Raw genomic sequence first — 21,213 nt, 5'->3', positions numbered from 1 at the left:
AACTTACTGTGAATAGCGGGGCGCATAGGCAGCACAAAACCGCTGTCATGGTTTCATAGGGCTCGAGGCCGTGCCCGGATGCTTAGAATTCGTGGAGAAAGTGGCCATAATTTAACAAAAAGTACAGATTTTCTGTACTTAAATGTCGTGCGCATTTTTTAGGGGTAAACCCTATTCCCCCTGCCCTATCGGACAAAAAATACAAAATTTTTCAATACGGCCGCTGCAGAAAAACCACATACTTACTGCCACAACTAACCCAAATCAAAACGGCACATCGTTGTCGTCGTCGTTCATGTTGCTGCCAAAGGCTTCGTTGGCCGACGGCAAATGCTTGGTCGTAAACGGATTGTCCTCGTGGTTCATCTTGCTCGGCAAATCGTCATACGCGCCGCCATACTCTTCAAGATTGTCAAACTTACCGAGGCTGCCGATGAATTTCAAGCGAACGTTTTCGAGTCCGCCGTTACGGTGCTTGGCGATGATGAATTCGGCCTGGCCCGCCGTTGGCGATTGTTCCTCGTCGTCCCATTCGTCGATTTTGTAGTATTCGGGACGGTAGATGAACGAAACGATGTCGGCATCCTGCTCGATCGCTCCCGATTCACGAAGATCCGAAAGCAACGGCCGCTTGCTCGAACCACGCGTTTCTACCGCACGCGAGAGCTGAGAGAGCGCAATCACGGGTACGTTGAGTTCCTTGGCGAGCGCTTTCAAGTTTCGCGAAATGGTCGAAATTTCCTGCTCTCGGTTTCCGCCGCCTTTGCCGTTGCTACCGCCGGCCGTCATCAATTGAAGGTAATCGACGATGATGAGCTTGATGCCGTGTTGCGAGGAGAGACGACGCGCCTTGGCCCGCAAATCAAAAATCGAAAGCGATGGCGTATCGTCTATATAAAGTGGCGCTTTTTCCAGGTTTTTGACCTTGATCGAAAGCTGTTCCCATTCGTGTTTTTCGAGTTTACCGGTACGCAATTTCTCCGAAGACAAACCGGTTTCGGACGAAATCAAACGCGTGATGAGCTGTACCGACGACATCTCGAGCGAGAACACCGCCACGGGATGCCCGAAGTCGATCGCGATGTTACGCGCCATACTCAACACGAACGCGGTTTTACCCATACCCGGACGCGCCGCAATGATGATCAAATCCGAAGGTTGCCAGCCCGAAGTCACCTGGTCGAGTTTTTCGAAACCCGTCGCAATCCCCGAAAGCCCTTCCTTGCCCGCGATTTCCTCGATGCGCTTCTTGGCTTGGATCACAAGGCTTTGCGCCGTTTCGGACGATCGTTTGATGTTGCCCTGTGTGACCTCGTACAAACGCGATTCGGCCTTGTCGAGCAAATCGAACACATCGGTGGTTTCGTCATAGGATTCCTCGATGATTTCAGACGATATTTTGATCAGCGAGCGTTGGATGTATTTCTGCAAAATGATGCGCGAGTGGAACTCGATGTGCGCCGACGACGAAATCTTTTGCGTGAGTTGGATCAGGTAAAAATCGCCACCCGCCAGTTCGAGCTTGGCGTTTTTCTTGAGTTGCGCTGAAACGGTTAACAAGTCAATCGGTTGCGTATCTGTGAATAACTGCACAATCGCCTCAAAAATGTGCTTGTGCGCGTCTTTGTAGAATGCGTCGGGCTGCAGGATATCAATCACCTCGTCGACGCCTTTTTTGTCGATCATCATCGCACCCAGTACCGCTTCCTCAAGCTCGAGTACTTGCGGCGGGAGCTTGCCTTTCTCTAGGTTGATGATGGTGGTTTTATCGACGCGTACAGGATTGATATTTCTGAGATTTTCCATGGAGCGAAAGTAAAAAAAAATTAAAAAAAAGCGCGTCCGAGTTATGACGACAAGCTGTTGATAAATCTTGTCCTTTTGTTTATAACGCAAAAAAAATCCGAAACGGTAAGGCTTCGGATCAATTTGTTGCTCATGCGCGAATTATTCCTTGAATTCGCCCATTTTGCTGTACTTTTCAACCCTTTTGGCGACGAGTTCGTCTGTTGATAAATCTTTGAGCTCGTTGTAGCTTTTGAGGATGTATTGCTCGACGGTCTTGAACGCCGTTTCGCGATCGTAGTGCGCGCCGCCCAGCGGTTCGGGGATCACGTCATCTACGAGTTTTTGCTTTTTCATGTCGTCCGAGGTCAGTTTCAGGGCTTCGGCCGCCTGCTCTTTGTATTCCCAGCTTTTCCACAAGATCGAAGAACACGATTCGGGCGAAATCACCGAATACCAGGTGTTCTCCATCATCAACACGCGGTCGCCCACGCCAATGCCAAGCGCCCCACCCGAAGCACCCTCGCCCACGATGACGCAAATGATCGGTACTTTCAGGACACACATTTCATAAATGTTGCGCGCAATGGCCTCGCCTTGTCCGCGCTCCTCGGCTTCGAGCCCAGGATAAGCCCCTGGGGTGTCGATAAACGTCACCACCGGTACGCCGAATTTCTCGGCCATCTTCATCAAGCGCAACGCCTTACGGTAGCCTTCGGGGTTCGCCATACCAAAATTGCGGTACTGGCGCGTCTTGGTGTTGTACCCCTTTTGCTGTCCCACAATCATGAACGACTGCCCGCCAATCTTGCCGAGCCCGCCAATCATGGCCTTGTCGTCCTTGAAATTGCGGTCGCCAAACAGTTCGAGGAACGTCTCGCCGCACAACGCCCGCACGTGGTCCATCGTATACGGACGGTTCGGATGGCGCGACAACTGTACGCGTTGCCAGGCCGTGAGGTTTTTGTATATTTTTTTCTTGGTTTCTTCGAGTTTCTTTTCGATCTGTTTGCACGTGGCCGACACGTCTACATTCGATTCAGAGCCAATGATCTGGCATTTGTCGAGCTGGTCTTCGAGCTCTTTTATGGGGAGTTCAAAATCTAAGTATTCCATAGGATTTTGTGGTTATTTTTGTGTTTTGGAAAAGCAAAGATAAAGTAATATTTTTATTTTTTGGAGCTATTTCCCGCTTTACACTGCAATCTTTTTTGAAACTTTTGGCAAAGTTTCAAAAAAGGATTTCCGTTTCAATCGGGGCTAGGGACTGACTGCTTTGCTGGTGCTATTTTCAAAACTGGGCGTTTTGAAATTCTTTGAAGTTTTCGCTACCGCGGGTCTACTTTTGTCTGGCAACAAAAGTAGCAAAAATGCCTGGCGCGCGGTCGTTCGGCGACCTGCTGGCTTTCGCCGGCTAAAACAAATGAACTCGCTTCGCTCAAACACCATTTGTTTCTTAACGCCAGCTTCAAGCCGCAGGTGCCCGCCTGCCACGACCAAAGCGCGCTGCCTCACGAAGAATGTTTATCGTCAATATAAAATTTACCCCTCGCTTTGTGCGTTCGTCCAACGCGCAGGGAAGATTTTCATTCTAGAACGAATTTCCCCGCGAGGACGTTTTACGACGAACGTCGCAAGCGAGACGATTCATTTAACTTTGTGCGAACGTTCCTCGTGCGGATTTTTGGCGCAGCGGGCAAGCCAAAAATAAAATAAACACTTTCCTTGAGCGCCAGCGGCCATCAAATAACAGGCGTTAAAAAACAAGGAAGGTTTGAGCGGCAAAACTGCGTAGAGCTGAGTTGTTTGCGACCAGCAAAACAACGAACGGTTAGTGGTTTGGAGCGAGAACCGAGGTAGTTTTTGAGTTTGGGATTTGCGGGCCTTGACTTTTTGTTTCTTTTGCGTCAAGGCAAAAGAAAGCCTGCGGCAGCATAGCCCCGATTGAAACGGAAATCCTTTTTAAAGCTTTTGCAAAAAGCTTTAAAAAGATTGCAGTGTAAAGCGGGAAAAAGCTCCTATACCACTTGCTTCTTCCGCAAATAATGCTTCACCACCCCATTGGCAATCACCGTCGCCAAAATAATGCCCGAAACAATGTAGAACGGCACACTCATTTTTTCGCTGTCGCCAATGATCAGGTAGGCCAGGAAAATGCCGTAAACCGGTTCGAGGTTGGTGGTAAGCATCACGGTGTAGGGCGAAAGTTTTTTCATGACGTTCACCGCGGCGGTAAATGCATAAGCGGTACAAATAGAAGACAGCAACAGCAACAGCAGCCAGTCGTTGGTAGAAAGGTGAAAGAAATCGGCGGTAAAACGGCCGTCGTACATCAGGTACATCGACACAAACGCAAACCCCGAGAAAAATTCATACAGGCTGATCACAGTGGCATCGTGTTTTTGGATGAGCTTGCCGTTGAAAATCGTAAACATGACGCCCATGAATACCGAAAACAGTGCGCACAGCATGCCTTCGAGGTATTTGATCTCGACGTTCATGATAAAGAACAAACAGGCCACGATGATGAGCCCGAACAGGATCTCATACCACAACATCTTGCGTTTGTAAAAAATGGGCTCGAGCACCGACGCGAAAAACGCACCCGTCGAAAACATTGCAAGCGTCACCGATACGTTCGAGACGTCGATGGCCCTGAAAAAGAAAATCCAATGGATCGCAATGAGCAACCCTACCAGCACCAATTTGCGGACATCCCTGAGCGGCAGCACAAAAGGCTTCCGTCTAATGGCCAGGTAGGCCAAAACAAACAACCCGGCGAGCAACATGCGGTACCATACCAACGAGGCGTCGCGAATCGAGATGAGTTCGCCCAGTACGGCGGTGAATCCCCAAATAAAAACAATCAGGTGCAGTTGCAAATAACTGCTCAAAGTACTACCGCTTCGCATTCTTGAGCAGGTAAACGGCCAGGACGCCAAAAGATACGTTCGGGATCCAGACGGCTACGATGGGTGGAATACTCGATTTTTCGGCCATGACGCCAAAAACCTTGTCGAAAAACACAAATGTAAAGGCCAACGCGATGCCAATGGCCAAGTTCATCCCCATACCGCCTCGGCGTTTCATCGACGATACGGCCACGGCAATGATCGTCAGGATAAAGGCCGAAATCGGGATGCTGTATTTTTTGTACAACACCACCAAGTAGGTGTTGATGTTGGCGTTGCCGCGCGCACGCTCTTTGTCGATAAAGCTGTTGAGCTCGCCCAGCGTAAGGGTTTCGGCGATGTACACGACGGGGGTCAAATCTTCGAGTTCGAACGCGAATACGGTGTCTTTTTTCTCGGCGCGCTCGATCACATCGTGCAATGGACCCACTTTTCGCTTGACGTAATTGTACAGCGTATAGGTGCTGTCCTTAGGGTTGAACTTGATGCGGTTGGCCGTGATCTTGAACTCGAGCTGCTCGCCCTTGAACTTCTCGAGCGAAAAGTTGAACGCCATTTTCGAGACGGTGTTGAAGTTGTTGACATACAAAAACGCGTCGTCGCCAATTTGCCGGTATACGTTCGAATCTTCGCGCATGTCTTCGCGTCCGTTGGCCTTGAGGTAGGTGTATCTGAAATTATTGAAACCTTCGCTGGCCTTGGGCACGATGAAAAAACCCATGAGCAACGCAAACAACGACACAATCGTCGCGCCAATCAAATAAGGCCGTAAAAACCGCGTAAACGAAATCCCCGAACTCAAAATCGCGATGACCTCGGTATTGTTCGCAAGTTTGGACGTAAACCAAATCACGCTCAGGAACAGGAAAATCGGAAATAAAAGGTTGGCGAAATAAATCGTAAAATTGAGGTAATACATCGCCACATCTACAAACGGTACCTTGTTCTCGAGGATCTTGTTGATCTTTTCAGATACGTCGATGACAATCCCGATCGGGATAAACAACAGCAACATCACCGCAAAAGTGGCGAGGTAGCGTTTGAGGATGTATTTGTCTATGATTGTCAACATGGTCATAAAGTCATAAGGTCATAAAGTCTTAAAGTCTCCTGTCAACGGCGTCCTGCCTTTATGACTTTATGACTTTCGGACTTTACGACTATAGTCGCTGGTCCATTTGCTTCACCATCTTGTTCTTCCATTCGCGGAAATCTCCGGCTAAGATATGCTTTCTGGCTTCACGAACCAACCACATATAAAAACCGAGGTTGTGGATGGTAGCGATTTGCTTGCCCAAGTATTCGTTGGCGGCAAAAAGGTGACGCAGGTAGGCTTTGGTGTATTCGCGATCTACAAACGTGTGGCCCATCTCGTCGAGCGGCGAAAAATCGGCTTCCCATTTTTTGTTCTTGATGTTGATCGTGCCATTGGCCGTAAACAGCATGCCGTTTCGGGCGTTTCTGGTTGGCATGACGCAGTCGAACATGTCGATGCCGAGTGCGATGTTCTCCAGAATGTTGGCCGGTGTCCCCACGCCCATCAGGTAACGCGGTTTGTCTTCGGGCAAAATGGCCGTCACGACTTCGGTCATTGCGTACATTTCTTCGGCAGGTTCGCCGACAGACAATCCGCCGATGGCGTTTCCGGGCTGGTTTGCATTGGCGATGTATTCGGCCGATTGCTGACGCAGGTCTTTGTATGTCGATCCTTGTACGATCGGGAAAAATGCTTGTTCGTAACCGTATTTGAACGGCAAATTGTCGAGGTGTTTGATGCAACGGTCGAGCCAACGGTGCGTCATGTGCATCGAACGTTGCGCATAACGGTAGTCGCACGGATAAGGCGTACATTCGTCAAAGGCCATGATGATGTCGGCGCCGATGGTGCGCTGGATTTCCATTACATTTTCGGGTGTGAAAACATGGTACGACCCGTCGATGTGGCTCTTGAACTTGACGCCTTCTTCCTTGATTTTTCTATTGGCCGACAGCGAATACACCTGGTATCCGCCCGAATCGGTCAAAATGTTGCGGTCCCAGTTCATGAATTTGTGTAAACCGCCCGCCTTTTCGAGCACGTCCATCTGCGGACGCAAATACAAATGGTAGGTGTTTCCGAGAATGATGTCGGGGTTGATGTCGTCCTTGAGTTCGCGCTGGTGCACGCCCTTGACCGATGCCACCGTACCCACGGGCATAAAAATAGGTGTCTCGATGACGCCGTGGCCGAGTGTTATTTTGCCCGCGCGCGCTTGGGTTTGCGGGTCTTTGTGTAACAGTTCAAATTCCATAAAATTCCCAGGTTTCGGGACGGCAAAGATAGTAGAATTTAAAGATGTGAAAATTTGAAAATCTGAAAATTGGCGTCGATTTATGATTTTTTGCGCATACCGACGCAAGCCACCACAATTTCTATGATCGCGCGCGAGCCGTGGCGATAAATTGTTTAAGTTTGTTGTAACGCCAAAGTCATGAAAATCAAATACTTTCTTTTTATTTTTTTGTTTTCACTGAACGGTTTCGCGCAACTGAAAGACCTCAAGAAGCACCATGCCGATTTGAAAAAGGCAACCACCGACAGTTTGAGGTTCAACGCGCTGATCAATCTTTCATGGGACTACAGCCTTGCCGATCTTGATAGTTCGGCCTACTACCTCTTGAGGGCCGAGTCTGTCCTCAAAAAATTGAAAAGCAACAAATATGTGTTGCGCTACACCGTAAACTATATCGAGGCGCAAGCCAACTACAACAACCGAAAAGGCAATTATGCCAAAGCATTGGAACTTTATGTCGAATGTTTGAAGTTGAGCGAACAACAGGGCTTCAAGATCTACCACGCCTATGCGTTGCTGATTGTCGGGATGTTTGCCGAAGAGCTCGAAGACCATCAAAGTGCCATCGTCTACTTGCGTCGCGCCGAAAAAAAATTCCTCGAACTCAAACCCAAACAAGTGCTCTTTGACGAGGTGCATGTCTTTAACCGGTTGGGGGAAATCTATGCCAATTTGGGCAAAACCGATTCGGCGTTGTACTATTATCAAAAAAGCTACGGCATCGGGCAAACCAATCAACTCGGGCCAGGCGAATTGGCGTTTGCCTACTACGGAATCGGCACGGTACACCAGCGCAACAACAATCTCGAAATCGCAAAATCTTACCATCAAAAAGCCGTCGAATTGGCGCAGACCCAAATGAACGAACCTTCCGAGGTGCCCAACCAAATCATGGCGCGTGCCTACAAAGGTTTGGCCGAAATCTGCAAACAAACGGGCGACATCCGGGGCGCTAGATCCTACTATGAAAAAATCGTCGAAAACAATCGGGAAAAAGACAAAATACTGCTTTTGGCCTATCAAAACCTCGCCGAAATCACCAAATACAAAGAGAACGACCTTGCGGTAGGCTACTTTGACAAAGCTTCTGCTTTGCGCGACAGCCTTTACGACAACCGCACTCAAAAAGATTACCAACGCATCCTGTACAAAGAACGGTTGCGCGAAAAACAACGCGCCGAAGCCGAGCAAAAAAAAGCCGAGCAAACCAAGATGTTGATCCAATATGCCGGAATATCCCTGGTCATTGTTTGCTTTCTGGTTGGGCTCATTTTACTGACGCGCAGCGTGATCGTCAATCAAAAATGGCTCAAGGTTTTGGGCATCGTCGGGTTGCTGTTGGTGTTTGAATTCATCAACCTGTTGCTGCATCCTTACATTGCACACCTCACCCACCATTCGCCCATCGGTATGCTCGCGATCATGGTCACTATTGCGGCATTGCTGGTACCGTTGCATCATAAAATAGAACATTGGGCCACAAACAAACTGATCGAAAAGAACAAACTCGCTCGGTTGCGCATCGCGCAAAAAATTATCGACAAGGAACGGGAAGAAGCCGAACCCATGACTTAAATTGCTTATTGTGGTTTTTTCCCTATGTTTGCGCAAACCTCAACACGTGAAACCGCTCAAACCCAACCAGCAACGCGCCCAACTGACGATCGTCCTGCTTTGGATTGTATTGGCGCTTTATGCGCTCTTGGCGATTTCGAGCTATTTTGAATACCGTCTCTTACAGTCATGGCAAGACGGCGCGACCGTATCCATGGAGGCAGCAGAGGCCAACGACGCGCGCCAACAACTGCTGGTCATCGTCATGGTGATCGCCTACATCGCCACGATTGTCGCGTTCATCAGTTGGTTCAGACGCGCCTACTACAACCTGCACCAACGGGTAAGCGGGTTGTCACAAACCGAGGGCTGGGCGGCAGGCGCTTGGTTCGTCCCGTTCGTCAACCTGTACATGCCGTACCAGATCATGAAGGAGCTGTACACCGAAACCTTCGAGATCATGGGCAGCAAAAAAGGCGAATACCCCGAGCACTTCACCGCTTCCTATGTGGGCTGGTGGTGGGCCGGTTGGATTGTTTGCATGCTGTACGGGCGTGTCGAGTGGGCTTTGACCAAATCGGCCGAAAGTCTGCCCGAAAGCATCACGGCCGCCCTCATGGGTGCGATAGGTTGTGTGCTCATGGTTCCTTTGGCGTTGCTCGCGATCAAAGTCGTTGCCGATTACGCCAAAATGGAATCGATGTTGTTTGCGCAAGAAACGACAGCCGTGCAAAAAACAGCCGATAATACTGGCGAAAAAACCGTAGAAACCGTTCCCGAGCCTTTTTCATAATACGATATTTCCTATATTTGGGTATGGGAGTCGTATACCATTTCAATTTTTACAACAGCCTAATGCTGGCCGGCATCATCCAAGGCATCATTTTTGGCATCGTCGTGCTCGGCGCCAAAAAGTACCGGGTATTGTCTACACGGCTGCTGGCGGCTTTCATCCTGTCGTTTTCGTTCGACAACCTCCAATACTATCTCGAAGATGCCGGTTTTATCAGCGAAGCCGAATTCTGGACCATTTGGTTTGTCCCGTTCCAATTGCTGTCGGGCATCCTGTTTTTGGGGTACGGCCTACGGCTGATCGAACCCGACCGGCCTTTGGACAAACGTGAATTTTGGTTGTTGACGCCATTCTTGACGGCGCTTGTACTCGCTATTGTGTACAAGACGGCCTACGCACTCGATCCGCAAAATACCGCGCTTTGGTCCTTGCCCGATGTGGCAGAACCCGTACTCGAATATACGTCGATCGCGATCGACTTTTCGGTGGTGGTGTATCTGTTCACCCGTATCCGCGAAACCGAAAAAAGCAACAAGGAACTGGCCGATCGTTTGCGTTGGTTCAAAAGGGTCATCGTCGCGCTGTTTTTACTGAGCCTGGTGTGGCTGTTGGTGGCCCTGGCCGATTACCAATTTGGCTTGAACTACTGGTATGCGGTTTACATAGGGATGGCCATGGCGATTTACTGGATGGGCCATGTGGGCATCTACAAATTTGGCGTCGAACAGGAAAAAAGAAAGAACAAGCCCTTAACCGAGCCCAACGCAGATTCAGATTCGAAAACCAAGAACGAACACATCGCGGCGCTCGAAAACTTGCTCGTCGCCCAAAGACGGTTCCTCGACCCGATGCTGACGCTCGACAAAGTAGCCGAAGAACTCAAAATCAGCAAAAGCCATCTTTCGCGCACCATCAACGCCGAATTGGGCATCGGTTTTCCCGACTATCTCAACGCGTTGCGGGTGGCCGAAGCCAAGGCGTATTTGCACGACCCGCAATTCGCCAATTATACACTGGTGGCCATCGGCCTTGAGGCGGGTTTCAATTCCAAAACCACATTTAACGCGGCCTTCAAAAAGGCGACTTCGTTGACGCCATCGGAGTACCGCAAAACGCAAATCGGTTCAAATTCTTGACAAAACGCAATAATCCGAACGCTGGTTTGGGTGTGCGATACTACTTTCGGGATACGACTCTCCCCCGACTCTTCCTGTACTTATGCGAAACGACTGAACGTCTGTCGATCTGATTTTCGGTCCTCGCGATTTTCAAAAAAAGATACCCAAACTACCCAAGTCCCATCCTGGCAAAAAGGATGGAACAGGATGGCTTTGCCCAAAATCCAGGTAAAAAAATGTCCAACATTAAACAACAAGCTTATGAGAACAACCGCACACCTACATCCGTGCATCCGCACGCCGTGATTGGGTTTCAACTGAAACAAAAAATCAATAACAACCCAATTTAACATCACAATGAAAAAACTTTTATTTCTATGCGCTGTGCTTTCGGCTTTGGCCGTATCGGCACAAACCAACACTTGGACGGGCGCCATCAGCCAGAATTGGAACGTCCCGGGCAACTGGAGCCTTGGGCTTCCGGGCATCGCACACGACGTGGTGATCCCCACAGGAAGCACTGTCAACGTCAACGTCAATACGGCCGTCAATTCGATCGCGGTATATGGAACGGCCACGGTAACCATCGTGGGCACTTTTGAATTCTACACGCCTTCTTTTTTTGAGGCCGGCACCACGATCAACTGGAATTCGGGTTCGCTCACGGGCGGCGGCACGCTCGACAACGCCGGTACGATTAACCTGCTCACGAGCGCCAACAAATTCATCAACGGCAACACCACGCTCAACAATACCGGGACGATGAATGTTTCGGACTCGGGCGATTTGTACATCATTAACGGAACGGTCAACAACCAAACCGCTGGCGTGATCGACCTGCAAGCCGATAGCGGCAACCTCAGTTATTCCGCGGGACCATTGCACGCGTTGAACAATTTTGGGCTCATCAGGAAAACTACGTCTACGGGCAATGTCGAAATCCTCGCCGATTTGGTCAACACCGGAACGCTGTCGGTAGAAAGCGGTACGCTCACGCTAACCGATCCCGGCATCCAACTCAACGGCGGAACCTACAACGTTTCGGCCGGATGCGCACTCAATTGGAACTCGACAGTCACCGCAACGGGTGTGCTTTCGGGTGTCATAAACGGTGTCATCAACTGGGCCGGAACCGTTACCGTTCCGCTGGCTGCAACCGCGCAGTGGGAATTTACCGGCCCAGGGGGCATCAGTTGGAATTCGGGCATCCTCAACGGCGGCGGTACACTCACGAACAACCACGTCATCGATCTGGCGACCGCTGCGAACAAAACCGTCAACGGGGCCACGACGTTCAACAACACAGGACTGATTAACATTGTCTCGAGCGGCGATTTGTATGTCGTCGACGGGACGGTCAACAACCAACCGTCGGGCGTGATCGACATGCAAACCGATGCCGGAAACCTAAGCTATTCCGCCGGTGGCTCGCACGTACTCAACAACTACGGGCTAATCAAGCGTTCGACCTCTACCGGGGCCGCGGTCATCGAAAATGAATTCCACAACGAAGGTACGATTTGGGTCGAGAGCGGTACGCTCAACCTGAACAATCCGGGCCTTACGTTACAAGACGGTATCTACAATGTAAATGCGGGTGCCTTTTTGACCTGCAGCAGCACCGTCGGACTTTCGGGGACATTAACCGGGACGATGACGGGCGAGATGATCTGGTACAGCACCATCAGCGTCGCCCCGTCCGAAACCGCCACCCTCGCCTTCACGGGCACGGGCAACGTCAACTGGTCTACGGGAACGGTAACCGGCGGCGGCACGCTCAACAACCAATTTACGATGCGCCTCACCACCGCGAGCAACAAAACGCTCAATGGCGGGACCACGTTCAACAATTCGGCGCTGATCTATACACAATCATCGGGTGACTTGTACATCATCAACGGGATTTTGAACAACCTGGCTTCGGGCACCATCGACCTGCGCTCGGATGCCGCCAACCTAAGCTATTCATCAGGGGCGTCTTATTTACTCAACAACTCAGGTACGATCAGACGAACCACCAGCACGGGCGTCGTAACAATCGAGTGCGATTTGGTGAACACCGGTACGATTTCGGTCGAAAGCGGCAGTCTGGTCTTGGCCAATCCCGCAATCCAACTCAATGGCGGCACCTATAATGTGTCCGCAGGCGCTATTTTCGAATGGCAAAGCACGGTCACCTGCTCGGGCACACTAAACGGGACCATCGACGGCACCCTGCGTTGGACCGCCACCACATCCGTCCCTACCGCGGCCACTCTCGACTTTACAGGTTCGGGTGGCATCGATTGGGCGACGGGTTCCATCATTGGCGGTGGTGCACTCACATCGAATTTTGCCGTCAATCTGATCACGAGCGCAAACAAGACGATTAACGGAGGGACGACCGTCAACAATGCCGGGACGCTTTCGTTGGTGGATTCTGGCGATTTGTACATTGTCGACGGCATCGTGAACAACCAAGCTGCGGGTGTCATCGACTTGCGTGCCGATGCTGCGAACCTAAGCTATGCTGCAGGCGCTTCGCATCTACTCAACAACTTTGGGCTCATCAAGAAAACGACCCAGGCCGGGGTGACGCAAATCCTGTGCGAACTGAACAATTCGGGAACCATCGACGCGCAAATCGGAACGATTGACCTCACGGGCACCTTCCCGTTCACCAACAATGCCGATGGCGTTCTCGCGGGCGTGGGCACCATCGATCTTCCGCCATTGGCCAACTTCACCAACAACGGCACCGTATCGCCGGGCGGCGCACCGGGAACGCTCAATCTCGTAGGGCCTTTTGAAATGGAGAGCGGTGCGCAGATTGCCGTAGACCTCAATGGGCTTACGCCAGGTACCGGACACGACGTACTGGCCGTCACGGGCAATGCGACGTTGAACGGCAGCGTGGCCGTGACCCTTGGCTTTGCGCCTGCCGTAAACGACAGTTTTGCCGTAGCTACCACCACGGGCCTCATCACGACCTGCAACATGGCAGCTAACACGTCGACCATCCGGAACGGTCTTGACTACTTGTTCTCGGTTGGGTGCGTAAACGACAACCAACTCGTGCTTACCGTCGTGGCCATCGAGGCCGTGCCGCCGGTAGCGTCAAGCCAGTCGTTTTGCGCAGGGGCCACGGTGGGCGATCTCGAAGCCGACGGGCAAAATATCCTTTGGTACGACGCCGCTTCGGGAGGTACGCCGCTCGATGCGGGCACGCTGCTCGCAACGGCGACCTATTATGTGACGCAAACCATCGATGGGTTCGAAAGCGTGCGCGTTGCCGTTAGCGTTACCATTTCTACGACACCCGCGCCAACGGCTCCGTCGCCGCAAGTCTTTAACGACAGCGCCACTGTGGCCGATCTCGAAGCAACGGGTACTTTGATCCAGTGGTTCGCCGATGTCAACGGCACGCCATTGGCCGCCAATACCGTCTTGGCCACGGGCACGTACTATGTCTCGCAAACACTCGATGGCTGCGAGAGCCCGCGTATCGCTATCGCGGTGACCGTCGATACCGAGAATTTCTTTTTCTATGTCGATGCCGATTTGGACGGATTTGGAACAGGCGATCTTGTCGAAGTCGAAGAAGGACCGACACCGCCGCCGGGCTATTCGACCAACAACACCGATTGTAACGACGCCGACAACACCGTATGGCAATCGGCCAACCTTTTCCTCGACGCAGACGGCGATGGCTATGATGCGGGAAGCGAAACCGTGTGCTATGGCGCGAGCGTGCCGACGGGTTACGCCGAGACCACTTTGGGTAGCGATTGCGACGATGCCGACAACACCATCTTCCAAAGCGCTTCGCTGTTCATCGATGCCGATGGCGACGGCTACGACAATGGAGGCGAAACCGTGTGCTACGGCGCGACCGTGCCGACGGGTTACGCCGAGACCACTTTGGGTAGCGATTGCGACGATGCCGACAACACCATCTTCCAAAGCGCTTCGCTGTTCATCGATGCCGACGGCGACGGCTACGACAATGGAGGCGAAACCGTGTGCTACGGCGCGACCGTGCCGACGGGTTACGCCGAGACCACTTTGGGTAGCGATTGTGACGACGCTGACGAAAGCATCTTCCAAAGCGCTTCGCTGTTCATCGATGCCGATGGCGACGGCTACGACAACGGAAACGAAACCATTTGCTACGGCGCGACCGTACCGACTGGTTATGCCGAGACCTCTTTGGGAACCGACTGCGATGACACCGATGCCAATGTGAATCTGGGTGCCGCCGAAATAGCGGGCAATGGCATCGACGACAACTGTAACGGCGCCACGGACGAAGGCGGATCGGTAGTGACGACGCTCACCCCGGCTTCCTGCGGTGCGACGTTGGCCAACATCAATTCACTAGTGGGCATCGTAAGCCTGCCCGGCGCAACGGCCTACCGCGTTCGTGTGACCAATACGGCCACAGCTGCACAGCAAACCCTAGTTCGCAGTGTACCGAATTTCAGGATGAACATGTTTGCCTCGTACGACTATGCCGCCACCTACTCGGTCGACATCGAGGTACAAATGAACGGCGTTTTCGTGGGGTATTATGGGCCAAGTTGTACCGTATCGACACCGGCCATCCTCGCGCCGGGAGGAGCTGCCCAGGTGACGCCAAGCCAGTGCGGGATCACGCTTGCGGGCATGAATACGTTGATCGCGACAAGCAGTTTGGCGGGCGTGACCGGATACCGTTTCAGGGTGACCAACCTTACCGATACCAGTGCGCCCAACCAGGTGCAAACCATCGACAGGACCTTGCATTGGTTCTCGTTACCGATGTTGGCCACGTACACCTACGGCACCACTTACCGCATCGAAGTGGCCATGCGAACCAACGGCGACTATACGGCATTCGGCAACCCGTGTACGGTGACCACACCTGCCGTACCAACGTTGGTGCCTTGCGGCGGAACGATCGAAACGGCCAACAGCTTTGTCACCACGACCAGCCTACAACACGCGACGCAGTACCGTTTCGAGTTGACCAACACCGGCAACGCACAGGTCACGACCGTCGAGTCTACGCTGAACCGGTTTACGTTTAACCAAGTCGTGGGCTATGTCCCAGGCCAAACCTACCAGGTACGCGTGGCCGTATTGACTTCTGGCGTATGGTCTTTGCTGGGCGGCGTTTGTACGATCACCGCGCCGGGTGCGTTGTCTGCCAAAGCGGGCGCTTTAGGCAGCGCAACCAAGGTATGGCCGAATCCGTTTACCTATGATTTGACGGTGGACGTAAACGCCGGATCGGTCAAACAGGTCAAGGTGTTCGACATGCTCGGCCGCTTGATTGAAGAACAACAAATACAAGGTGACATCACCTCTTTTACACTTGGCGGACAATATCCGTCGGGTGTGTACAACCTTATCGTTAGCGGTGGCGGCACGGTCCAAACCGTTCGCATCGTGAAGCGGTAATTTGTTGTTTAATAATTGGATAGGCCCTGCTTTGGCGGGGCTTATTTTTTTGTCTCGATAGGCCGCCCATTTGTCGCGTTTGCCCCTGCATCGATGCGCCCAACGGCGTAACTTTGTGGTATCAACTTAAAAAACGCAAATCATGGACACGCAAAAAATCGCCCCTTTCCTTTGGTTCGAAAACCAGGCCGAGCAAGCCGTCAACTTTTATGTATCGCTTTTCAAGGACGCCAAAATCACCGATACCACGCGGTATGGCAAGGGTGCGCCCGGGCCCGAGGGCGAAGTCATGGTCATGGGGTTCGAGCTCTTCGGGCAGGAGTTCGTGGCGCTCAACGGTAATACGCAATGTAAATTCAACGACTCGGTTTCGTTTTACGTCAAATGCCACACCCAACAGGAAATAGACCAATACTGGGACGGGATCCTCGCGGCCGGCGGACAAACGCTCGCCTGTGGCTGGATCCGCGACCAATATGGCGTCGCCTGGCAAATCACCCCACCCATGCTGCCCGAAATGCTGCAGGACAAAGATCCCGAAAAGGCCGCTCGCGTGATGCAGGCAATGATGCAGATGATCAAAATCGACATCCAGAAAATACAGGACGCCTACGACGGGAAATAGCAATAGCGAGAAGAACGTTTTACAGTTTTTTGTTGTCGGGCGAAAGCGGACACAAAATCGCTATTTTTGCCAAAAAAAATGATGCGGATATTCTTCTTGATGTTGCTGGTGCTATCGGGCGGCGCTTTGCGGAGCCAAAACACCGATGGCTTGGTGTCTTGTACGTTCTTCAATTGGGCGAACCCGCAATGGACGCCGTGGATTCACCAACAACACACGTACGACGACCAAGGGCGAAAAAACCAAATCCTGTATCAAGTTTGGGATGCCGCGACCCAAAGCTGGAAAAACAGTTTCAGGGTTTCGATGGCGTACAACACCGAAGGGCAAATGGCACTGGAGCAATCGCATATCTGGAGCGCATCGGGCAATTCCTGGAACCCGAGTTCGCAATCGCACTACACCTACACCGGTTTTGGAAAAGTCGCCACCATTGTCCAGCAAACCTGGGCCAATGATGCCTGGCAAAACAACACCTACGCCAACCACGAATACGATGCGTCGGGCTATTTGGTGCTCAGCACATCATCGCATGTATCGCTGAATTGGGGCGATGCCGAAATGCGCTATCTGTACACCAATGACGGCAACGGCAATGCACTTGAATTGCTTCACCAACAATCGGTAAACGACAATTGGAACGACACGCGACGCGAAACCTGGACCTACACCACGACCCACAAAAAACTTACCTATTTGCTCGAACAATATGGCGGCGCTTCGTGGTCCAACACCAGACGCGACTTTAACACCTACGACAGCAACGACTACCTGATCGCGCAACACACCGACAATTGGAGCGCGGTTTCGGCGTCTTGGGTAAACGGCGTACAAACCGACCTACAGAACAATCCCAATGGCACGTTGGATGTGCTGACCAACCAGAACTGGGTAGCCGAAAGCGCGTCTTGGATCAATTCGCAAAGGGCAGAATACGTCTACAATCCACTGGGAACGTTTGCGCCGCGCGCGTCGTTTTTTTCGATTGCGCCCAACCCCACACAGGACGTGGTGTCGATTGGCCTTCCGAACCCAGCACCCGCACAGGTTGCTGTCATTGGCCCCGACGGCAGGACGCTGCATACCAAAATCATTTCCGCTGCCGACAATACCTTATCGGTTGGAAACCTCCCTTCGGGCGTATACCTGATTGTCGTCGGCCAGCAAGGCCAAACTGCCGTCTCCAAACTGGTCAAAGACTAAAACCACGGTGGTTTCGGCAAAGGTTTTTGTTTGAAAACTATTCAAAACTTTCCTTGTCCTACGCGCAAATAAAAGCTACTTTTGCGGCAGTTTAACTTTTTTACTAAAATGAAGCGTAATACACAACAACTAAACAATTTAGCGATCCAGGTGCGTCGCGACATTTTGCGTATGGTGCATGCCGTCAACTCGGGACATCCGGGCGGTTCTTTGGGCTGTACCGAATTTTTTGTCGCGTTGTACCAAAACCTCATGGAACGCAAGGACACGTTCGACATGGACGGCATTGGCGAGGACATTTTCTTTTTGTCCAACGGCCACATCTCGCCTGTATTTTACAGCGTTTTGGCCAGAAGCGGTTACTTCCCGGTGTCTGAACTCGCCACGTTCCGCAAAATCGATTCGCGTTTGCAGGGACACCCTACCACACACGAAGGACTGCCGGGCGTTCGCATCGCCTCGGGTTCACTCGGGCAAGGCATGAGCGTGGCCATAGGCGCGGCACAGGCCAAAAAACTCAACCAAGACAGCCACCTCGTGTACAGCTTGCACGGCGATGGCGAGTTGCAGGAGGGCCAAAACTGGGAAGCCATCATGTATGCATCGGCCAAAAAAGTCGACAATTTGATCGCGACCATCGACCTCAACGGCAAGCAAATCGACGGATCGACCGACGAAGTGTTGCCCATGGGCAGCATCAAGGCCAAGTTTGAAGCGTTCGATTGGGACGTGGTCGAAATCGCCAAGGGCAACGACATCGAAGCCATCATCGCGGGCATGACCGAGGCCAAAGCCAAAACCGGCAAGGGCAAACCGGTTTGTGTTTTGTTGCACACCGAAATGGGCAACGGCGTAGACTACATGATGTACAGCCACGCATGGCACGGCAAGGCACCAAACGACGCACAACTCGAAGCCGCATTGCTGCAAAATTATAGCGAAGACGAATCGGATTACTAAACCGGCTTTTAGCAATAAGCAGTAGGCGTAAAGCTTATTGCCTATAGCGCAAAGCTTACAGCAACAAAAACAATGAAAAAATACGAAAATACAGGAAGCAAGGACACCCGTTCGGGCTTTGGCGCCGGGCTTACCGAGCTCGGACAAACCAATGAAAAAGTGGTCGCGTTGTGCGCCGATTTGATCGGGTCGCTCAAAATGGACGACTTCAAGAAAAACCACCCCGAGCGCTTTTTCCAGGTAGGCATCGCCGAGGCCAACATGATTGGTATTGCGGCAGGACTCACCATTGGCGGCAAAATTCCGTTTACGGGTACGTTCGCCAACTTTTCGACCGGACGCGTGTACGATCAAATCCGTCAGTCGGTGGCCTATTCGGATAAAAACGTCAAGATTTGCGCTTCGCACGCCGGATTGACGTTGGGCGAAGACGGCGCGACGCACCAGATTTTGGAAGACATCGGCCTGATGAAAATGTTGCCGGGCATGACCGTCATCAACACCTGCGATTACAACCAGACCAAGGCCGCGACGATTGCGATTGCCGAGCACCACGGTCCGGTGTACTTGCGTTTCGGACGTCCGGTGGTACCCAACTTTACGCCGGCCGACCAGAAATTCGAAATCGGCAAGGCGGTGGTGTTGAACGAAGGATCGGATGTGACCATTGTCGCGACAGGCCATTTGGTTTGGGAAGCCTTGCTTGCCGCCGAAACGCTCGAAGCCAACGGCGTATCGGCCGAAGTGATCAACATCCACACGATCAAGCCGCTCGACGAAGAAGCCATCTTGAAATCATTGACCAAAACCAAATGCATCGTCACGGCAGAGGAACACAACATCATGGGCGGTTTGGGCGAAAGCGTGGCACGCGTGCTCACGGCAACGCATCCGCGTCCGCAGGAATTCGTGGCCGTACACGACAGTTTTGGCGAAAGCGGCACACCAGAGCAATTGATGGAGAAATACAAACTCAACGCCCAGGCGATTGTCGAAGCCGTCGAGAAAGTAATGAAACGCAAATAAGCGCTACACATAAATAAAAAATCCCGTTCGGTTGAACGGGATTTTTTTATTCGTTTTCTTTCGTACAGGCAGGATCGAGGTGTCTTTTGAGCCTGTCGGGATTCGAGGTATCGCCGCTACAATCGGGAATCAGGTTAAAATCATACAATTCCCCCGAAGCATTCTTGATCTCGTTGCGCGTCAGGTGCCCGTCGCCGTCGTCGTCGGTGTCCTGGTAATCGACAATACCGTCGCCGTCTGAATCGTCGTCGAAAAATCCGTCTCCGTTGATGTCTTCATCGTTCGAATAAATCCCGTCGCCATCCTGGTCGTCGAGTTTTACGTCGTACAATTTGAACTTGAACATAAGCTGCGCATACTTGGGGATCGTGGAAGTAGCCTGGTTGTAATAAGCAAGCCCCGACGGCACGAACATCACGCCCGCCCCAAAATCTTCGAACGTAGCCGGATTGCCTGGGTTTTCGACCAAGTTACCATCTTTGAACAGACGGAAAATCTCGCTCCAACCCACGATGACGCTGTGCAACGGCAAGTAGCTGGTTGGCGTTTGCACGTATTCGAAACGCGTCGGCTCCTCGCCCATTTTGAGATAGGCACCGTCATAAGAGGTAAGCACGCGGTCTACACGCGACGGCTGGTCGCCTGCACCTTCGCGCTGTTTGATGTAATAGATGCGGTAGGTCATCGTGTGTCTTTCGACATCTACGAAGTGCAATAACGGGCTGTCCCAAATGGCTTCCTGCGTGCCGCCTTCGGGAATCGGGCTGAGCTTGATGTCCTGGTCGTCTACGCCGCCGGGATTGTTGACAATCTCTTCGATGTAATGCGTCTTCAGATAATCTTCGATGACCGACAGGTCGTAGGTATATTGTACGCCGTAATCCTGTAGTATTTCGTAGTCGACGCTGTTGTTGTTCTTGTCGCAAGAAAATAAAACCGACAACGTGGCAAAGGCTAGGAAATAAAACTTAAATTTGCTCATTATAGCTGATTTTTTAGGTGCGCAAGATACAATATTGATTTATTTTTGTGAACTATTTAACGCCGAATTTAGAAAAAGAATGAGAGTCGATAAATACCTGTGGTGCGTACGGTATTACAAGACCAGAAACATGGTGACCGAGGCCTGTAAAAAGAACCAGATCACCGTCAACGGACAGGTAGCCAAACCTTCGAAAGAGGTGTTTCCGGGCGATCAGGTGACGTTTAGAAAAGACCAGATTACCCAAAGTTTGAACGTGCTCGATTTGCCGGCCAACCGCGTCGGGGCCAAGCTGGTAGACATTTACCGCAAAGACACCACGCCGCCCGAGGCGTTCGCGCACCTGGAGATGCTCAAACTTTCGAAGGAACATTACCGCAAAACCGGCGATGGCAGGCCGACTAAAAAAGACCGGCGGGATTTGGAGGATTATGGTTTGGGGAATGGGGAGGATTAATTGTAAAATTCCAAATTCCAAATTCCAAATTCCAAATTCCAAAT

The 21,213-nt window shown here is 51.7% G+C and carries 16 protein-coding genes; 10 read left to right on the top strand and 6 right to left on the bottom strand.

Features of this window, described 5'->3' with window-relative positions; all coding sequences use genetic code 11:
• Positions 1-264: 264 nt before the first annotated feature.
• From dnaB to tgt, 5 genes are all read right to left on the bottom strand, one after another.
• A complete protein-coding gene (dnaB, locus tag BLP55_RS09745) occupies positions 265-1,806 on the bottom strand; it encodes a replicative DNA helicase (protein WP_091142832.1) in 1,542 nt (513 codons plus the stop codon).
• Between the two features lie 141 nt (positions 1,807-1,947).
• Entirely contained in the window at positions 1,948-2,901 is a 954-nt protein-coding gene (locus tag BLP55_RS09740) for an acetyl-CoA carboxylase carboxyltransferase subunit alpha (RefSeq protein ID WP_091142828.1), read from the bottom strand.
• A 902-nt stretch (positions 2,902-3,803) separates the two neighbouring features.
• Complete coding sequence (locus tag BLP55_RS09735; RefSeq protein ID WP_091142826.1) at positions 3,804-4,697, bottom strand: DMT family transporter; 894 nt, start codon at positions 4,695-4,697, stop codon at positions 3,804-3,806.
• Complete coding sequence (locus BLP55_RS09730) at positions 4,684-5,769, bottom strand: LptF/LptG family permease (RefSeq protein WP_091142923.1); 1,086 nt, start codon at positions 5,767-5,769, stop codon at positions 4,684-4,686. Before BLP55_RS09730 ends, BLP55_RS09735 begins: the two co-directional genes overlap by 14 nt.
• A gap of 88 nt (positions 5,770-5,857) precedes the next feature.
• Positions 5,858-6,988, bottom strand: coding sequence for a tRNA guanosine(34) transglycosylase Tgt (tgt, locus tag BLP55_RS09725; RefSeq protein ID WP_091142821.1), 1,131 nt, complete (start codon positions 6,986-6,988; stop codon positions 5,858-5,860).
• Between the two features lie 180 nt (positions 6,989-7,168).
• On the opposite strand from tgt, the gene BLP55_RS09720 reads away from it, so the two are divergent.
• From BLP55_RS09720 to BLP55_RS09685, 9 genes are all read left to right on the top strand, one after another.
• The gene (locus BLP55_RS09720) at positions 7,169-8,605 is read left to right on the top strand and encodes a tetratricopeptide repeat protein (protein ID WP_091142817.1); all 1,437 of its coding nucleotides are present in this window, start codon (positions 7,169-7,171) and stop codon (positions 8,603-8,605) included.
• A 46-nt stretch (positions 8,606-8,651) separates the two neighbouring features.
• Positions 8,652-9,377: a DUF4328 domain-containing protein gene (locus BLP55_RS09715; protein ID WP_091142813.1), complete on the top strand. Its 726-nt coding sequence runs from the start codon at positions 8,652-8,654 to the stop codon at positions 9,375-9,377.
• 23 nt (positions 9,378-9,400) lie between these two features.
• On the top strand, positions 9,401-10,513 hold the full coding sequence (locus BLP55_RS09710; protein ID WP_091142809.1) for a helix-turn-helix domain-containing protein: 1,113 nt from the start codon (positions 9,401-9,403) through the stop codon (positions 10,511-10,513).
• A gap of 179 nt (positions 10,514-10,692) precedes the next feature.
• Entirely contained in the window at positions 10,693-10,845 is a 153-nt protein-coding gene (locus BLP55_RS17010; protein WP_170826837.1) for a hypothetical protein, read from the top strand.
• A 7-nt stretch (positions 10,846-10,852) separates the two neighbouring features.
• Positions 10,853-15,916 (top strand): T9SS type A sorting domain-containing protein, encoded by a 5,064-nt coding sequence (locus tag BLP55_RS09705; RefSeq protein ID WP_091142805.1) that lies wholly within the window; start codon positions 10,853-10,855, stop codon positions 15,914-15,916.
• 142 nt (positions 15,917-16,058) lie between these two features.
• The gene (locus tag BLP55_RS09700; protein ID WP_091142802.1) at positions 16,059-16,541 is read left to right on the top strand and encodes a VOC family protein; all 483 of its coding nucleotides are present in this window, start codon (positions 16,059-16,061) and stop codon (positions 16,539-16,541) included.
• A gap of 78 nt (positions 16,542-16,619) precedes the next feature.
• Positions 16,620-17,744 carry a T9SS type A sorting domain-containing protein gene (locus tag BLP55_RS09695; RefSeq protein WP_091142799.1) on the top strand — a complete coding sequence of 375 codons (1,125 nt, stop codon included), beginning with the start codon at positions 16,620-16,622 and terminating at the stop codon, positions 17,742-17,744.
• A 108-nt stretch (positions 17,745-17,852) separates the two neighbouring features.
• Positions 17,853-18,704, top strand: a complete 852-nt coding sequence (locus BLP55_RS09690; protein WP_091142795.1) for a transketolase — start codon at positions 17,853-17,855, stop codon at positions 18,702-18,704.
• A gap of 72 nt (positions 18,705-18,776) precedes the next feature.
• A complete protein-coding gene (locus tag BLP55_RS09685) occupies positions 18,777-19,730 on the top strand; it encodes a transketolase family protein (RefSeq protein ID WP_091142791.1) in 954 nt (317 codons plus the stop codon).
• Between the two features lie 46 nt (positions 19,731-19,776).
• Here BLP55_RS09685 and BLP55_RS09680 read toward each other — a convergent pair whose 3' ends face one another.
• Complete coding sequence (locus tag BLP55_RS09680; protein ID WP_091142788.1) at positions 19,777-20,712, bottom strand: FKBP-type peptidyl-prolyl cis-trans isomerase; 936 nt, start codon at positions 20,710-20,712, stop codon at positions 19,777-19,779.
• A gap of 79 nt (positions 20,713-20,791) precedes the next feature.
• Here BLP55_RS09680 and BLP55_RS09675 point away from each other — a divergent pair, with 79 nt between their 5' ends.
• Positions 20,792-21,169 carry an RNA-binding S4 domain-containing protein gene (locus tag BLP55_RS09675; protein WP_091142784.1) on the top strand — a complete coding sequence of 126 codons (378 nt, stop codon included), beginning with the start codon at positions 20,792-20,794 and terminating at the stop codon, positions 21,167-21,169.
• The last annotated feature ends 44 nt before the right edge of the window (positions 21,170-21,213 follow it).

Source organism: Flavobacterium caeni (assembly GCF_900101895.1).
Lineage (GTDB): Bacteria > Bacteroidota > Bacteroidia > Flavobacteriales > Flavobacteriaceae > Flavobacterium > Flavobacterium caeni.
Note: the sequence above shows the minus strand (reverse complement) of the source record. Positions and strands in the feature narration are given on the sequence as shown.

Bases quoted from the DNA above. Each gene is read 5' to 3' on its own strand.
- BLP55_RS09685 (WP_091142791.1), top strand. From the start codon at position 18,777: ATGAAAAAATACGAAAATACAGGAAGCAAGGACACCCGTTCGGGCTTT.
- BLP55_RS09740 (WP_091142828.1), bottom strand. From the start codon at position 2,901: ATGGAATACTTAGATTTTGAACTCCCCATAAAAGAGCTCGAAGACCAG.
- BLP55_RS09680 (WP_091142788.1), bottom strand. From the start codon at position 20,712: ATGAGCAAATTTAAGTTTTATTTCCTAGCCTTTGCCACGTTGTCGGTT.
- BLP55_RS09730 (WP_091142923.1), bottom strand. From the start codon at position 5,769: ATGTTGACAATCATAGACAAATACATCCTCAAACGCTACCTCGCCACT.
- BLP55_RS17010 (WP_170826837.1), top strand. From the start codon at position 10,693: ATGGAACAGGATGGCTTTGCCCAAAATCCAGGTAAAAAAATGTCCAAC.
- BLP55_RS09675 (WP_091142784.1), top strand. From the start codon at position 20,792: ATGAGAGTCGATAAATACCTGTGGTGCGTACGGTATTACAAGACCAGA.
- BLP55_RS09705 (WP_091142805.1), top strand. From the start codon at position 10,853: ATGAAAAAACTTTTATTTCTATGCGCTGTGCTTTCGGCTTTGGCCGTA.
- BLP55_RS09690 (WP_091142795.1), top strand. From the start codon at position 17,853: ATGAAGCGTAATACACAACAACTAAACAATTTAGCGATCCAGGTGCGT.
- BLP55_RS09720 (WP_091142817.1), top strand. From the start codon at position 7,169: ATGAAAATCAAATACTTTCTTTTTATTTTTTTGTTTTCACTGAACGGT.
- dnaB (WP_091142832.1), bottom strand. From the start codon at position 1,806: ATGGAAAATCTCAGAAATATCAATCCTGTACGCGTCGATAAAACCACC.
- BLP55_RS09700 (WP_091142802.1), top strand. From the start codon at position 16,059: ATGGACACGCAAAAAATCGCCCCTTTCCTTTGGTTCGAAAACCAGGCC.
- BLP55_RS09710 (WP_091142809.1), top strand. From the start codon at position 9,401: ATGGGAGTCGTATACCATTTCAATTTTTACAACAGCCTAATGCTGGCC.
- tgt (WP_091142821.1), bottom strand. From the start codon at position 6,988: ATGGAATTTGAACTGTTACACAAAGACCCGCAAACCCAAGCGCGCGCG.
- BLP55_RS09735 (WP_091142826.1), bottom strand. From the start codon at position 4,697: ATGCGAAGCGGTAGTACTTTGAGCAGTTATTTGCAACTGCACCTGATT.
- BLP55_RS09695 (WP_091142799.1), top strand. From the start codon at position 16,620: ATGATGCGGATATTCTTCTTGATGTTGCTGGTGCTATCGGGCGGCGCT.